The organism is Pseudomonas sp. WS 5027, assembly GCF_012985695.1.
Classification (GTDB): domain Bacteria; phylum Pseudomonadota; class Gammaproteobacteria; order Pseudomonadales; family Pseudomonadaceae; genus Aquipseudomonas; species Aquipseudomonas hygromyciniae.
In genome coordinates this window covers 49,007-63,172 of sequence record NZ_JAAQWU010000023.1, presented here as the reverse complement: position 1 = coordinate 63,172, position 14,166 = coordinate 49,007, and the positions used below count along the sequence as shown (strand labels likewise).

Below are 14,166 nucleotides of genomic sequence, written 5' to 3'. Positions count from 1 at the left end.
TGTTACTGTACCGATCATAAAGCCCAAGCCGCCCGGATCGGATCTCTGACTTGAAGCGTCCCCTCCTTCTACTAATAAGTCTGGCCTTGAGCTTTTGTGCGAACGCGACCATTACCGAGAACCACGGTTATGCGCAGTTCGGTACGCTCAAGTACCCGGCCAAATTCACCCACTTCGATTGGGTAAACCCCGCAGCGCCCAAGGGCGGCACCTTGCGGGTCATGGCGTTTGGCACGTTTGACACCCTCAACCCTTATACCTTCAAGGGCTCAAGCCCGGTCTCCACCGCCAATTTCCTGCAATACGGCGTCAATGAGCTCAATGAGCCGCTGATGGTCGGCACCGGCCAGTACGCGCCTTCCGGCGACGAACCCACGTCCAGCTATGGCCTGATTGCCCGATCGGTGGAGTACAGCGAAGACCGCAGCTGGGTGGTGTTCAACCTGCGTCCGCAAGCGCGCTTTCATGATGGCAAGCCCATCACCGCCGACGATGTGGCGTTTTCCTATCGCACATTACTGACCGAAGGCCATCCGCAATACCGCACCAACCTGCAGGAAGTGGCCCGGGTGGATGTACTCAACCCACACCGCATCCGTTTTGTGTTCAAGCGCGCCGGCAACCCGCTGCTGATCCTGCGCCTGGGCGAGTTGCCGGTGCTGCCCCAACACTACTGGAAGAACCGCGACTTCAAGGCCACCACCTTCGAGGCGCCGCTGGGCAGTGGGCCCTATCGGATCAGCCAGGTCCAGCCAGGCCGGCAATTGGTGTTCGAACGGGTCAAGGACTATTGGGGCAAGGATCTGCCGGTCAATCGCGGGTTCTACAACTACGACAAGGTCGAGGTGGAGTTCTACCGCGACAGCGACGTGGCCTTCGAGGCGTTCAAGGCCGGCGAGTTCGATATCTATATCGAACACCAGGCCAAGAACTGGGCAAATGGCTACAACTTCCCGGCGGTCAACCGTGGCGAGGTGATCAAGGCACAGATTGCCCATCAGATCCCGACCCAAAGCCAGGGCCTGTTCATGAACAGCCGCCGCGCCACCTTCAGCCAGGCCAAGGTGCGCGAGGCCCTGGGGCTGATGTTCGATTTCAAGTGGACCAACCGCACACTATTCAGCGGCGCCTATAAACGCACCTTGAGCTACTACCCCAACAGCGAATTCTCCGCCAGCGGCCTGCCCGTGGGCCATGAATGGCTGATGCTCTCGCCTTACCGCGAACAATTACCGGCCAATCTGTTTACCCAAGCCTTCAGCCTGCCGCAGACCGACGGTCGCGGTATCCCCCGCGAAGCCATGCGCCGCGCCCTCGGCCTACTGGCCGAAGGCGGCTGGAAACTGTCCGGCCAGCGCCTGCTCGACAGCAATGGGCAGCCGCTGCGCTTCGAAATCCTGCTGGTCAATCCAAACCTGGAGCGGATCCTGCAACCCTATGTGGAAAACCTGCGCAGCATCGGCATCGATGCGCACTTGCGCACCGTGGACCGTGCGCAGTACAAGCAGCGCCTCGACCAGTTCGACTTCGACATGATCCTGATGACGCTCAACCAGACCCTCAGCCCCGGCCTTGAGCAGTGGCAGTACTTCCACTCCAGCCAGGCCGGGATCAAGGGCAGCAAGAATTACGCGGGCATCGCCAACCCTGTAGTCGACCACCTGCTGGAGCAGTTGCTCGCCGCACAGACCCGCGACCAACAAATCGCCGCCGGCCGGGCCCTGGATCGGGTCCTGCTGTGGCAGCACTACAGTATTCCCAATTGGTATCTCAACTATCATCGCCTGGCGTACCGTAACCGGTTCGCCTTCGTGACCACGCCGCCCTACAGCCTGGGCCTGAGCGCGTGGTGGCTGAAAGCTTCGGAGAAACCCCAATGATGCCTTTGCGTACTGCGATTATCAGCGGCCTGTTATTTTGCGCCCAGGCCGTTGCCGCCCCCCAACATGCCTTGACCCTCTATGACGAACCGCCCAAGTACCCGGCCAACTTCAAGCACGTTGACTACGTCAATCCCGACGCGCCCAAAGGCGGGACTTTTCGCGAGTCAGCCATGGGCAGCTTCGACAGCCTCAACCCGTTTATCAGCAAAGGCGTGCCTGCCGACAATATTGGCCTGGTCTTCGACACCCTGGCCCAACAAGGCCTGGACGAGCCCATCACCGAGTACGGCCTGATCGCCGGCAAGATCGAAAAAGCCCCCGATAACAGTTGGGTACGCTTTTACCTGCGGCCCGAAGCGCGCTTCCACGATGGCCATCCGGTACACGCTGAAGACGTGGTGTTCACCTTTGAAACCCTGATCAAGCAAGGCAGCCCCATCTACCGCACCTACTACGCTGACGTCGCCGAAGTGGTGGCCGAAGACCCGCTGCGGGTGTTGTTCAAGTTCAAACACACCAGCAACCGCGAATTGCCACTGATCCTCGGCCAGTTGCCAGTGTTGCCCAAGCATTGGTGGGCCGGGCGCGACTTTGCCAAGAGCAGCCTGGAGATTCCCCTGGGCAGCGGCCCGTACAAGGTGGCCGAGGTCAAGCCGGGGCGCTCGATCCGATACGAGCGGGTAAAGGATTACTGGGCCAAGGACCTGCCGATCAACAAGGGCCTGTACAACTTCGATTACCGCATTAGCGATTACTACCGTGACAGCACGGTGGCCCTGGAGGCCCTCAAGGCCGGGCAATTCGACTATTGGCAGGAAACCACGGCGAAGAACTGGGCCAATGCCTACAACGTGCCGGCCGTCGCCGAGGGTCGACTGATCAAGGAAGAACTGCCCAACGGCAATCCCACCGGGATGCAGGGCTTTGTGTTCAACATCCGCAAGCCGATGTTCGAGGACGTGCGGGTGCGCAAGGCCATCAGCCTGTTGCTGGACTTTGAATGGAGCAACAAACAACTGTTCAACGGTGCCTACACCCGCACCCGCAGTTACTTCGAAAACTCGGACATGGCCGCCACCGGCCTGCCCGGCCCCGCCGAACTGGCGATTCTCGAACCGTTGCGCGGCCGAATCCCGCCGCAAGTATTCACCGAAGCCTTCGCCCCGCCAAAAACCGATGCCAGCGGCATGATCCGCACCCAGCAACGCGAAGCCTACCAACTGTTGCAGGAAGCCGGCTGGCGCATCGTCGACGACAAGATGGTCGACACCCACGGCAAACCGGTGAGCATCGAATTCATGCTGTTTCAGACCGACTTCGAGCGCATCCTGCTGCCCTTCAAGCGCAACCTGGCGGACCTGGGCATCGAGCTGGTGATCCGCCGGGTCGATGTGTCGCAGTACGTCAACCGCGTGCGCTCGCGGGATTTCGACATGATGGTCGGCAGCTTCCCACAGTCCTCGTCACCCGGTAACGAGCAGCGGGAATTCTGGCAATCGGGCAGTGCCGACAACCCCGGTAGCCGCAACTACATCGGCCTCAAGGACCCGGCCATCGACGAATTGGTGGAGCAGTTGATCAACGCCGACTCACGCAACAGCCTGGTGGCCCACGCCAAGGCCCTGGATCGGGTCTTGCAGTTTGGCTACTACGTGATCCCCAACTGGCACATCAAGACCTACCGCGTGGCCTACTGGAATCACCTCGGCCACCCCAAGGTCCCGCCGCGCTATGACGTGGGCATCAATACCTGGTGGATCAAACCCAACACACCGCCGGCAGTGACGCCTCCTACAGACACCAGCGCCGACCCGGCGAGCGGAGGCGACTGACATGCTGGCTTATATTTTTCGCAGGTTGCTGCTGATCATCCCGACGCTGTTTGGCATTTTGCTGATCAACTTTGTCATCATCCAGGCCGCGCCCGGCGGCCCGGTGGAACAAATGATCGCCAAGCTCGAAGGCTTTGAAGGCGCCACCAGTCGCATCGCCGGTGGCGGCGCCGAAGTCTCGGTGGCCGGTTCCAGCTACCGCGGCGCCCAGGGCCTGGACCCGACGCTGATCAAGGAAATCGAGAAAATGTACGGCTTCGACAAATCGGCGCCGGAACGCTTGTGGATCATGGTCAAGAACTACGCCCAGCTGGATTTTGGCGACAGCTTTTTTCGCGATGCCAAGGTCATCGACCTGATCAAGGAGAAGATGCCGGTGTCCATTTCCCTCGGGTTATGGAGCACCCTGATCATGTACCTGGTCTCGATCCCCCTGGGGATCGCCAAGGCCACCCGCCATGGCAGCCACTTTGATGTGTGGACCAGTTCGGCAATCATTGTCGGCTATGCGATCCCGGCGTTCCTGTTTGCCATCCTGTTGATCGTGGTATTTGCCGGCGGCAGTTATTTCGACTGGTTCCCGCTACGGGGGCTGACGTCCAACAACTTTGACGAACTGAGCTGGGGTGGCAAGATCCTCGACTACTTCTGGCATTTGGCGCTGCCGGTCACGGCCCTGGTGATTGGTAACTTCGCCACCATGACGTTGCTGACCAAGAACAGCTTTCTCGACGAGATCAACAAACAGTACGTGATCACCGCCAAGGCCAAGGGCCTGACCAATCACCGCGTGCTCTACGGCCACGTATTCCGCAACGCCATGTTGTTGGTGATCGCAGGCTTCCCTTCGGCCTTTATCGGTATCTTCTTTACCGGCTCTTTGCTGGTGGAAGTGATCTTCTCCCTCGACGGCCTCGGCCTGATGAGCTTTGAGGCGGCGATCAACCGCGATTACCCGGTGGTGTTCGGCACCCTGTTTATCTTCACCCTGCTGGGCCTGGTGGTGAAACTGATTGGTGATTTGACCTACACCCTGGTCGACCCACGCATCGACTTCGAAAGCCGGGAGCATTGAGATGAATCTATCCCCCCTCAATCGCCGCCGCTTCGAACGTTTCAAGGCCAACAAGCGCGGCTGGTGGTCGCTGTGGCTGTTCCTGATCCTGTTTGGCCTGAGCCTGGGCGCCGAGTTGATCGCCAACGACAAACCGCTGGCGGTGCATTACGACGGCGACTGGTACTTCCCGGCGCTCAAGCGCTACCCGGAAACCGCCTTCGGCGGCGAATTCCCCCTGGAAGCCAACTACAAAAGCCCATACATCCGCGAACTGCTCAAGGCCAAGGATGCCTGGACGCTGTGGGCGCCGATCCCCTACAGCTACCAGAGCATCAACTACGACCTGAAAGTCCCGGCACCGGCACCGCCGTCGGCCGATAACCTGCTGGGCACCGATGACCAGGGGCGGGATGTGCTGGCGCGGGTGATCTATGGCTTTCGGGTCTCGGTGCTGTTTGCCCTGACCCTCACGGTATTGAGCTCGATCATTGGCGTCGCAGCCGGTGCCTTGCAGGGCTTCTATGGCGGCTGGGTCGACCTGGCCGGCCAGCGCTTCCTGGAAATCTGGTCCGGTTTACCGGTGCTGTACCTGCTGATCATCCTCGCCAGCTTCGTCCAGCCCAACTTCTGGTGGCTGCTGGGGATCATGCTGCTGTTTTCGTGGATGAGCCTGGTGGACGTGGTGCGCGCCGAGTTCCTGCGCGGACGCAACCTGGAATACGTACGCGCGGCGCGGGCCCTGGGTATGCAGAACGGCGCGATCATGTTCCGCCATATCCTGCCCAATGCCATGGTCTCGACCATGACCTTTATGCCGTTCATCCTTACCGGCGCGATTGGCACCCTGACCGCCCTGGACTTCCTGGGCTTCGGCCTGCCCGCCGGCTCGCCATCCCTGGGCGAGCTGGTAGCCCAGGGCAAATCCAACCTGCAGGCGCCGTGGCTGGGCATCAGCGCCTTTGCGGTGCTGGCGATTATGTTGAGTTTGCTGGTGTTTATCGGCGAGTCCGCTCGCGATGCCTTCGACCCGAGGAAATGAGATGAACCAGGACAATCTGATCGAAGTCCGCGACCTCAGTGTCGAGTTCGTCACCGGCGAGCAACATCAGCGCGTGGTGGAAAACATCAGCTTCGATATCCGCCGTGGTGAAACCCTGGCCCTGGTCGGCGAAAGCGGCTCGGGCAAATCGGTGACGGCCCACTCGATCCTGCGCCTGCTGCCCTACCCCCTGGCGCGGCATCCGTCCGGCACTATCGGGTATGCCGGGCAGGATCTCTTGACCATGAAAGAAAAACCCTTGCGGCAGATTCGCGGCAACCGCATTGCGATGATCTTCCAGGAACCGATGACCTCGCTGAACCCGCTGCACTCCATCGAGAAGCAGATCAACGAGGTGCTGGGCCTGCACAAAGGTCTGACCGGCAAGGCCGCGACCCTGCGCACCCTGGAGCTGCTGGAGCTGGTGGGCATCCCCGAGCCGCACAAGCGCCTCAAGGCCCTGCCCCATGAATTGTCCGGCGGTCAGCGCCAGCGGGTGATGATCGCCATGGCCCTGGCCAACGAGCCAGAACTGCTGATCGCCGATGAGCCGACCACGGCTCTGGACGTGACCGTGCAGTTGAAGATCCTCGAACTGCTCAAGGAGTTGCAGGCGCGCCTGGGCATGGCGCTGCTGCTGATCAGCCATGACTTGAACCTGGTGCGGCGCATTGCCCACCGCGTGTGTGTGATGCAGCGCGGCTGTATTGTCGAGCAGGCGTCCTGTGAGGAACTGTTCCGTTCCCCACAACATCCGTACACCCAGGAACTGCTGGCCGCCGAACCTAGCGGCGGGCCGGCCAGCAACGCGATAGGCCCGCCGTTGCTGGAGGTCGACGACCTCAAGGTCTGGTTCCCGATCAAGAAAGGCTTCTTGCGCAGCACCGTCGATTACGTCAAGGCCGTGGACGGTATCCACTTCAGCCTACCCCAGGGCCAGACCCTGGGCATCGTCGGCGAAAGCGGCTCCGGCAAGTCCACCCTTGGCCTGGCGATCCTGCGGTTGATCGGCAGCAAGGGCGGGATCCGTTTTGAAGGCCAGCAACTGGATCAACTGACCCAACAACAGGTACGGCCATTGCGCCGGGAAATGCAGGTGGTGTTCCAGGACCCGTTTGGCAGCCTGAGCCCGCGCATGTGCGTCAGCGAGATCGTCGGCGAAGGCTTGCGCATCCATAAGATCGGCACGGCAGCGGAGCAGGAAGCAGCGATTATCGCCGCGCTCAAGGAAGTGGGGCTGGACCCGCAGACCCGCCACCGCTACCCCCACGAATTCTCCGGCGGCCAACGCCAGCGCATCGCCATCGCCCGCGCCCTGGTGCTCAAGCCACGCCTGATCCTGCTGGATGAACCGACCTCGGCCCTGGACCGCACAGTACAGCGCCAGGTGGTAGAACTGCTGCGCAACCTGCAGGCCAAGTACAACCTGACCTACCTGTTTATCAGCCACGACCTGGCGGTGGTCAAAGCCCTGAGCCATCAGTTGATGGTGGTCAAGCAAGGCCAGGTGGTGGAACAGGGCGATGCCAAGACCATCTTCGCCGCTCCCCAGCATGCCTATACCCGGCAGTTGCTGGAGGCCGCGTTCCTGGTGCCGACCTCTCGCATCTGATTGAGGAGGTTCCTGTGGGAGCTGTCTCGCCCGGCAAGCCAGCTCCCACATTTGATCTGTGCAGATCTGCAGGCAAAGTCTTTCGCAAAAGCAAACCAATATCATTTGCGCTGCCCGCAGGCCTTTGATTTAATCGCGACCAATTCCTATTCACGTCATGGCTTCTGCGCCGGTTGGATATTGTGTCGACTTCCCCCGCTTCATTCAGTCAGCTCTATGGCAGCCACCACTCCTGGCTGCTCGGACTGTTGCGCCGGCGCCTGAGCAATCGCTGGGATGCCGCCGACCTGGCGCAAGACACCTTTATCCGCGTCCTCAAGCGCCCGCCCGACCAGGCCGACGCGGTGCGCGAGCGCTCGTACCTGGCGACCATCGCCCGTGGCCTGTGCATCGACCATTGGCGCCGCCGCCAACTGGAACAGGCCTGGCTGCAAAGCCTCGCCGACCGCCCACAAGCGCTGCAGCCATCACCTGAGCAGCGGGCGATCATCGTCGAAACCCTGTACGAGGTAGACGCCATGCTCGCGCGCCTGCCGCGCAAGGTCAGCGACGCCTTCCTGCTGGCGCAGCTGCATGGCCTGACTTACAAGCAAATCGCCCTGCAATTGGGGGTCTGTGAGCGCATGGTGAAAAAATACATGGCCCAGGCGCTGTTGCACTGCGCGGTGCTGGAAGCCGAACTCGACGGGTTGCTGGTGGAATGAACACCAGCGCAAAACTCAGTCACGCCAGCCTGCAACAGGCAGCCCTTTGGTATGTGCGCCTGCAGGACCCGCAGGGCGGTAGCCAGGCACAACAGCATTGGCAGACCTGGCTGGGGCAGAATCCCGAGCACCAAGCCGCCTGGCGTTACGTCGAACGCGTCAGCCAACGCTTTGCGCCCCTGACCGACGAGCCCGTCGGCGCGGGACGGGCCCTGCGCAGCACCCGCCGGCAAACTCTCAAGACGCTATTGGTGTTGGGTGTCGGTTCAGCATTGACCTGGGGCACCTGGCGCGGCACCGCCCTGCCCCGGGTGATCGGCGGCTGGAGCGCCGACTACGCCACCGCCAGCGGTGAGATCCGCGATGCGTTGCTCGGCGATGGCACGCATATCTGGCTCAACGCCTTGAGCGCCATGGACGTACGCTTCGACGCACACCAACGCTTGTTGCACCTGCGTTTTGGCGAAGTACTGATCGATACCGCCAAGGACCTGCAGCGCCCGTTCCTGGTCGACACCACCCACGGCCGCCTGCGTGCCCTGGGCACCCGCTTCAGCGTGCTGCAAGGCGAGCACGACACCACCCTCAACGTCTTCGACGGCCGGGTAGAAGTGCGTACCGCCGACGGCCAACAGGTGCGCATTATCGAGGCAGGGCAACAGGCGGTGTTCGATCGACGCACGATCCGCAGCACCGTTGCGGCATCCGCCACCCGCGAGGCCTGGAGCCGGGGCGTGCTGTTGGCAGACAACCTGCCCCTGGGTCAATTGATCAGCGAACTGAATCGCTACCGCCCCGGGCACCTTGGATGCGATCCGGCAGTGGCTCACCTGCCGGTGATGGGTTCATTCCCCCTCAAGGACAGCGAATATGCGTTGCAGCTGCTGGAGGCGGCGTTGCCGATCCAGGTAGACAAAGTGATGCCGTGGTGGGTCAGCGTCGGGCCGAAAATACACCCTACCTGATGACCGGGCTGTCGTGGGGCGGGACGTTTTTGTGGCGAGGGGGCTTGTCCCCCGTTGGGTTGCGAAGCGACCCCAAAAATGGGCCTGCTACGCAGTCCAACGGGGGACAAGCCCCCTCTCCACAAAAGCCTCCACAAAAGCCTCCACGACAGCCCACTCACCCCACTAACTGCGCCACAAAAAAAATCGGTTCCCCCAGTTCCCCTTTTCAACGTTCGTTCGGTTAACCCAACAGACGCTTTCACATTCGCCGAACCCGTAGGGAACCTTCCATGTCGCAACCCGCTGCTTTCACGCTGCGCCCCTTGGCGCTGGCCATCACCGCTACCCTGCTCTGCCTGGGCCCACTTACCGTACAGGCGACAGAAACGCCGTCGACCCAGGAAACCGCCCGCAGCTACAGCATCGGCGCAGGATCTTTGGTCAGCGTGTTGAACCGTTTTGCCGAACAGTCGGGGATTTTCATCGCCGGCCACAATAGCCTGGCGGCGGGCAAGACCAGCCCGGGCCTGAGCGGCAGCTACACCTCGGCCACCGGTTTACAGCGCTTGTTGCAAGGCAGCGGCCTGCAGGCCCGGCCTCAGGGCAACAATGGCTACGTGCTGGAGCTTACGCCCCTCAATACCGGCGAACTGGAGCTGGGCGCCACCACTATTTCCGGCGTGGCGCTGGGGGCCACCACCGAAGACAGCCACTCCTACACCACCGGCTCGATGGCCTCGGCCACCGGCCTGCCACTGTCGATCCGCGAGACCCCACAGTCGGTCACCGTGATCACCCGCCAACAGATGGATGACCAGGGCTCCAATAACATTGCCGACACCCTGCGCCGCGCCCCTGGCGTCAGCGTGCAGAACTACGACAGCGAGCGCTGGGAGTTCTCCAGCCGGGGCCTGCCGATCACCAACTTCCAATACGACGGCGTCAACTCCACCTATGACGGCGTGTATGACTACGGCACCACCAGCACCGATATGGCGGTGTACGACCACCTGGAAATCATCAAGGGTTCATCGGGCCTGATGACCGGCTCGGGCGATCCATCGGCTACGGTCAACCTGATCCGCAAAAAGCCCACCAAGGAATTCAAGGCCTCGGTGACCGGCACCGTGGGCTCCTGGGACAACTACCGCACCGAAGGTGATATCTCCGGGCCGCTGACCGAGTCGGGCAATGTGCGTGGGCGTTTTGTCGGGGTCTATCAGGATCGCTCGTCCTACCTGGACCACTACCAGAACACCAAGGACATTGCCTACGGCATCCTCGAAGCCGATCTCACCCCCGACACCCTGCTGACCTTCGGCATCGACCAGCAGGACACCCGCTCCCGTGGTGCAAGTTGGACCGGGTTCCCGATGTACTTCAGCAACGGCAATCGCACGAATTTCTCGCGCTCGTTCAACCCGGCCGCCGACTGGAGCCGCCGCGACTTCCAGAACCAGACGATCTTCGCCTCGGTCCAGCAAAAACTCGCCAACGACTGGTCGCTGAAAGTCAGCCTGGACCGCAAGCGCAGCCAGCACGACACCCTGCTCGCCTCCGCCAGCGGCGGCAACCCGGACCAGGTCACCGGCGAAGGCATGTACATGTTCATGGGCAAGTACAAGGGCGACCAGGTGCAGAACACCCTCGACGTCAACCTCAGCGGCCCGTTCAGCCTGCTTGGCCGCGAGCATGAGTTGATCATGGGCTTTATGGCGACCCGCTCCAAACAGGACGTGCCGGTCTACGGTTCGGTCTACCCGCCGGTGGGCGGCAGCATCTATGACTGGCGTGGCGAATACGCCAAACCGAACATTCCACGCAGCGGTCAGAATGACATCGTGCAGCGCCAGACCGGCGCCTACCTGGCGACCCGCCTGAAACCTACCGATGACTTGTCGGTGATCCTCGGCACCCGCGTGAGCAATTTCAGCAACAACGACACCACGGATTTCTACGATCCGACCGCCACCGACGCGCGCACCAGTTACAAGCAGACCGGCGTGGTCACACCCTATGCCGGGGTGGTCTACGACCTCAACGATATCTGGTCGGTGTACAGCAGCTACACCAAGATCTACCGCCCGCAGAACACCAAGGACGCCGACCGCAAGCTGCTTGACGCGATTGAAGGCGACACCTACGAAGCCGGGCTCAAAGCGGCCTTTTTCGACGGCCGTCTGAATGCCAGCTTCGCCGCCTTCCGTATCGAACAGGACAATGTCGCGCAATACGTCTCGGGCTTTGAAAGCGACTCGATCTACCGCCCGATTGCCGGCGCCACCACCAAGGGCTTTGAAGTGGAACTGGCCGGCGAAGTGCTCGACGGCTGGAATGTCTCGGCCGGCTACACCTACCAGCACACCCGCGATGCCAACGACGACTACGTCTACAGCTCGGTCCTGCAAACCACCACGCCGCAGCAAGTGGTGCGCCTGTTCAACTCCTATCGCCTGCCCGGCGCGCTGGACAAGGTGACGATCGGTGCCGGGGTCAACTGGCAAAGCGAGTTCTTCGGCAATGTGTTCCAGCCCAACCCCAATGACACGGTCAACTTCGGCCAATACGCGCGCATCACCCAGGACAGCTACTACCTGGTGGACCTGATGGCACGCTATCGCTTCAACGAGCACTTGAGCACCACGTTGAACGTGAAGAACGCCTTCGACAAAAAGTACTACACGGGCATGGGCAACTTCGGTACCGGTTTCTACGGCGAACCGCGTAGCCTGCAATTGGCCACGCGCTGGGACTTCTAACCCGACACAAACGTAGGAGCCCGCTTGCCGGCGCCTACATAAGGTCGGCGGCGTATTTATGTGTAATCATCGAGGCCCTAGAAGGTCCCCTGGAGATTGCCATCATGTCGCTGCCCGACCTCGCCGCCCCGCGCTTCTGGCGTGATGCCAGCCTGCCGTTTATCGAAGCGCGCTCCATCGATGATGGGCGCAAGGTCTGTTATACCCGGCATGCCCACGACCATTTCTCGATTGGCGCGATCACCGCCGGGCAGAGCCTGTATATCCATGGCACAGACACCTTCCATATCCACGCCGGCACCGTGGTGCTGATGAACCCCGGCGACGTGCACGCCTGCAACCCTATCGACGACCAGCCCTGGTCGTATCACATGCTCTACATTGACACGCCCTGGCTGACCGACCTGCAACACCAGCTGGGGTTTGCCAGCGAATTGGACTTTCGCCGTTTCAGCACCACCCATACCGATGATCCGCAGCTGTTTGCCGGCCTGCTCGAACTGTACGCCGTGCTGATCGACGAACAGGCCGAACACCTGCATAAACACAGCGCCGTGGTGAGTTTTTTCAGTGAAGTGCAATTGCGCCTGAACCCTGCGGCAACGGCAGTACGGGAGGTCAATCACAAACTGGAGCGCGCCGCCGAGTACATCCGCGAACATTGCACCGAGGCGCTGAAGCTCGAAGATATTTGCCAGGCCGCGCAATTGTCGCCGTCGTACCTGATCCGCGCATTCAAGCAGTATTACGGCATGACGCCCCATGCCTTCCTGGTCAACCAGCGGATCCAGTTTGCCCGCCAGCAACTGCGCAGCGGCCAGTTGATCGCCGATGTGGCACTGGCCGCGGGCTTCGCCGACCAGGCGCATTTCCAGCGCACGTTCAAGCAACACCTGGCAGCCACGCCGGGGCAATATCGCGGCTGAATCAGCCCAGCAACAGGTACGCCACACTGATCACCAGCAACAGTGCCATGGCCCGGTTGAACAGGCGCATGCCCCGCGCATTGCTCAGGTAACGCCGAAAAAACGTGCCCACATACGACCAGCACGCCACCGACAAGTAGCAGATCACCAGGTACACCGCCGCCAGTTGCCAGACCCGCGTGGCTTCGCCGTCGGCCGCAAACAGGCCCATACCGGCGACACATGCCAGCCAGGCCTTGGGGTTGAGCCACTGCATGACCGCGCCATACAGCATCGACGGCGCAACGGCCGCATCTTGTGCATTCAACCGGCCGTCATCGATCGCCAGCTTGTAGGCCATGTACAGCAGGAATACGACCCCGCCCCATTGGATGCCCTGGGTCAGGACCGGCCAGCGCATCAGTAATTCGTGCAAGCCCAAGCCGATCAACACCAGCAACAACGTGAACCCCAGCGCCGCGCCAGCCACGTGTTTCTGGCTGGCGACAAAACCAAAGCGTGCGCCCGAGCCGAGGGCGACGATATTGACGGGGCCGGGGGTGATAGAGGTCGCCAGGGCGAAGGCGGCCATGGACATGATCAAACTCATTGCACTTCCTTTTTGTAATCACAGGGGGACAGGGCCTGTACGCTACGTTCCTGTAGCCCATGGGTATTGAAGAAAATGCCCCTGTAGGAATCGGCTCCTACATTCCCGCCAGGGCTGCCTTGAGCAACCGCAGCTCCAGGTATTGCAGAAGCATGATCGTCTTGCCGTCGACAATCTCACCACGCGCAACCATGGCAATAGCCTCGTCGAACCCCAGTTCCAGCACGTCGATATCCTCGCCTTCCTCAACCAGCCCACCGCCCTCGCCCACGCGGTCGCCGGGTTGATACTCACCGATAAAGAAATGAATGCGCTCGGTCACGGATCCGGGGCTCATGAACGCCGAGTAGATTTTTTCGATAGGGCCGATGCGGTAGCCAGTCTCTTCCTCGGCTTCCAGACGGATACGCTCCTCGGGGCTGGCGTTGTCCAGCAAGCCTGCGGCGGTTTCGATCAGATAGCCGTCATGGCCATTGACGAAGGTCGGCATACGGAACTGGCGAATCAGCAACACCGTGCGCTGCAAGGTGTTGTACAGCAGGATGGTCGCTCCGTTGCCACGGTCATACACCTCCCGGGTCTGGGCTTGCCAACTGCCGTCGCGGCGACGCAGGTCAAAGCGGTACTTTTTCAGCAGGTACCAGTTGTCCGAGAGCAGCTCTTCGGAAGTGATGCGTACGGGGCTGTTGTCCATGGCAGGTCCTTTTGGTCGCAGGGGGCGCAGCATGTCGGGGACGTCCGGTCAGCGTCAAGCTGTCCATAGGCCAGCATTGATAGGCATTATCCGGCTACAATTGCGCCCTTTCTGCACCGGATGA

At 61.3% G+C, this 14,166-nt stretch carries 11 protein-coding genes; 9 read left to right on the top strand and 2 right to left on the bottom strand.

The window, feature by feature from the left end:
- Positions 1-50 precede the first annotated feature (50 nt).
- From HBO09_RS23785 to HBO09_RS23745, 9 genes are all read left to right on the top strand, one after another.
- Entirely contained in the window at positions 51-1,880 is a 1,830-nt protein-coding gene (locus tag HBO09_RS23785; RefSeq protein WP_169997779.1) for an extracellular solute-binding protein, read from the top strand.
- Positions 1,877-3,715 carry an extracellular solute-binding protein gene (locus tag HBO09_RS23780; RefSeq protein ID WP_169997781.1) on the top strand — a complete coding sequence of 613 codons (1,839 nt, stop codon included), beginning with the start codon at positions 1,877-1,879 and terminating at the stop codon, positions 3,713-3,715. The genes HBO09_RS23785 and HBO09_RS23780 overlap by 4 nt, the downstream gene beginning before the upstream one ends.
- Position 3,716: 1 nt before the next feature.
- Positions 3,717-4,790, top strand: a complete 1,074-nt coding sequence (locus tag HBO09_RS23775; RefSeq protein WP_057436807.1) for a microcin C ABC transporter permease YejB — start codon at positions 3,717-3,719, stop codon at positions 4,788-4,790.
- Position 4,791: 1 nt separating this feature from the next.
- A complete protein-coding gene (locus tag HBO09_RS23770; RefSeq protein ID WP_032861222.1) occupies positions 4,792-5,811 on the top strand; it encodes an ABC transporter permease in 1,020 nt (339 codons plus the stop codon).
- A gap of 1 nt (position 5,812) precedes the next feature.
- Complete coding sequence (locus HBO09_RS23765; protein ID WP_029291366.1) at positions 5,813-7,423, top strand: ABC transporter ATP-binding protein; 1,611 nt, start codon at positions 5,813-5,815, stop codon at positions 7,421-7,423.
- 173 nt (positions 7,424-7,596) lie between these two features.
- Positions 7,597-8,127 (top strand): sigma-70 family RNA polymerase sigma factor, encoded by a 531-nt coding sequence (locus HBO09_RS23760; protein WP_169997783.1) that lies wholly within the window; start codon positions 7,597-7,599, stop codon positions 8,125-8,127.
- Positions 8,124-9,092, top strand: a complete 969-nt coding sequence (locus HBO09_RS23755; protein ID WP_169997785.1) for a FecR domain-containing protein — start codon at positions 8,124-8,126, stop codon at positions 9,090-9,092. Before HBO09_RS23760 ends, HBO09_RS23755 begins: the two co-directional genes overlap by 4 nt.
- Before the next feature lie 272 nt (positions 9,093-9,364).
- Positions 9,365-11,833, top strand: a complete 2,469-nt coding sequence (locus HBO09_RS23750; protein ID WP_169997787.1) for a TonB-dependent receptor — start codon at positions 9,365-9,367, stop codon at positions 11,831-11,833.
- Between the two features lie 104 nt (positions 11,834-11,937).
- A complete protein-coding gene (locus HBO09_RS23745; protein ID WP_169997789.1) occupies positions 11,938-12,759 on the top strand; it encodes an AraC family transcriptional regulator in 822 nt (273 codons plus the stop codon).
- A 1-nt stretch (position 12,760) separates the two neighbouring features.
- Here the strand turns inward: HBO09_RS23745 and HBO09_RS23740 are convergent, their stop codons facing one another.
- Both HBO09_RS23740 and HBO09_RS23735 read right to left on the bottom strand, forming a co-directional pair.
- On the bottom strand, positions 12,761-13,348 hold the full coding sequence (locus HBO09_RS23740) for a LysE family translocator (RefSeq protein ID WP_169997791.1): 588 nt from the start codon (positions 13,346-13,348) through the stop codon (positions 12,761-12,763).
- A 97-nt stretch (positions 13,349-13,445) separates the two neighbouring features.
- On the bottom strand, positions 13,446-14,042 hold the full coding sequence (locus HBO09_RS23735) for an NUDIX domain-containing protein (protein WP_169997793.1): 597 nt from the start codon (positions 14,040-14,042) through the stop codon (positions 13,446-13,448).
- Between the last annotated feature and the right edge of the window lie 124 nt (positions 14,043-14,166).